The 1,962-nt window shown below is 31.1% G+C and carries 3 protein-coding genes; all 3 read right to left on the bottom strand.

Annotated features, from left to right (window positions below):
- Window positions 1-40: 40 nt before the first annotated feature.
- Window positions 41-331: a preprotein translocase subunit YajC gene (gene yajC / locus VLM92_RS08655; protein ID WP_325275941.1), complete on the bottom strand. Its 291-nt coding sequence runs from the start codon at window positions 329-331 to the stop codon at window positions 41-43.
- A 90-nt stretch (window positions 332-421) separates the two neighbouring features.
- Window positions 422-1,543 carry a tRNA guanosine(34) transglycosylase Tgt gene (gene tgt / locus VLM92_RS08650; RefSeq protein ID WP_325275940.1) on the bottom strand — a complete coding sequence of 374 codons (1,122 nt, stop codon included), beginning with the start codon at window positions 1,541-1,543 and terminating at the stop codon, window positions 422-424.
- A 50-nt stretch (window positions 1,544-1,593) separates the two neighbouring features.
- Window positions 1,594-1,962, bottom strand: a 369-nt coding sequence (locus tag VLM92_RS08645; RefSeq protein ID WP_325275939.1) for a hypothetical protein, incomplete at its 5' end; no start/stop codon positions are given.

Here is a 1,962-nt window from a genome sequence, read left to right as displayed (position 1 = left end):
TAATATATGTATATTCGAGGGAAGGTGTCTAAATTACAAATTATTCAACTGATTCTTTTTTTGATTCAACAGTACCTATAGCCCATTTTTCAAATGGAACTTTATTTCTGTTTGGACCTAATTCTAATACTATAAAGTCTTCTTCAACTTTTGCAACATTAGCTATTATTCCACCTATAGTAGTTACTTTATCTCCAACTGCTATATTTTGTCTCATTTCTTTTAATTGCTTATCTTTTTTCTTTTGAGGTCTTATTAATAGGAAGTAAAATACTCCAAATACAGCTGCCCACATTACTATCCCCATTATCATCTGTTGTGTGTTTCCCATGATTTTCACTCCTTTGAAAATTATAGTTTATATATTCACTCTTACTATAATTATTATATATTAAAATAATTATAATTAATAGTAAAAATTCTATAATTCATATCCATAGTTTTTGAAGAATTCAGCTTTAAAGTCTAATAATCTATCTTCCATTATAGCTTGTCTTACTTGCTTCATTAAGTCTAGTAAGAAGTGTAGGTTATGAGTAGTTATTAATCTTGAAGCTAATATTTCATTTGCTTTAACTAAATGTCTTATATATGCTCTTGAGTAATTTCTACAACAGTAGCAATTACAGTTAGGATCTAATGGCGTAAAATCTCTAGCGTATGATGCATTTCTAACTACTACCTTACCAACACTTGTCATAGCTGTACCGTTTCTTGCTATACGAGTAGGTAATACGCAGTCAAACATATCTATTCCTCTTATAACACCTTCTAATAAGTCATCAGGACTTCCAACGCCCATTAGGTATCTTGGCTTATTTTCTGGCATTAAAGGTACTGTATAATCTAATACTTCATACATTAACTGCTTTGGCTCTCCAACACTAAGTCCACCTACTGCATATCCTGGTAAATCTAATTCTAATATTTCTTTAGCTGATTGTTCTCTTAAGTCTTTGTACATTCCACCTTGGATTATACCAAATAAAGCTTGCTTTTCAGTGTTTTTATGAGCTTCTTTACATCTCTTTAACCATCTTGTCGTTCTTTCTAAAGAATTTTTAACGTATTCTCTATCTGCTGGGTATGGAGCACATTCATCAAATGCCATCATTATATCTGAACCTAATGCATTTTGTATTTCCATAGCTTTTTCAGGACTTATAAAGTGCTTAGAACCATCTATATGAGATCTAAAGTTAACACCTTCTTCAGTTATCTTTCTAAGTGGCCCAAGACTAAATACTTGGAATCCACCACTATCTGTAAGTATAGGCTTATCCCAGTTCATAAATTTATGAAGCCCTCCAGCTTCTTTAACTAAATCATATCCTGGTCTCATGTATAAATGATAAGTATTACTTAATATTATTTGAGAACCTATTTCTTTTAATTCTTCTGGAGTCATTGATTTTACTGTTGCTTGAGTTCCAACAGGCATAAATATAGGTGTCTCTATAACTCCATGTGGAGTATGTAATCTTCCTAATCTTGCTCCACTTTGTTTACATGTTTTTATAAGTTCATATCTTATTGCACTCATGTTTTGTCTCCTTATATCTAATGTTTTAATTTTCATTATTGTACTTTTTTCTATCTATACGATTCACATTTATTACATTCTTGTTCATCTTCACAACCTTTGTAATGTATACTTGTTACACTCATATTGCTATTATCATTTATTACTAAGTATTTTCTAATTGCAAATATACCAGCTATAGCTATTACTCCAATTAAAACATCTACCATACCTTCACTTTTGGGAAGCAGTAACATCTTTCTTGCTATTGCATATAATAGCACTTCTAAAAGCGCTCCTGGTATATGGAGAGACAGCATTACTACAAGCTCTACTCCTATTACTAAAAGTAGAATCTGCCCTAACATATCATTAAGCTGACTATATTGAATAGGTGTCTGGAATTCAACTATGTATTCTTTCCATATCATTCTTAAGAC

It is taken from the genome of Romboutsia sp., assembly GCF_035470145.1.
Classification (GTDB): Bacteria; Bacillota; Clostridia; order Peptostreptococcales; family Peptostreptococcaceae; genus Romboutsia_D.
The sequence above is the reverse complement of the archived record's forward strand: the minus strand, read 5'-3'. Positions and strand labels throughout refer to the sequence as shown.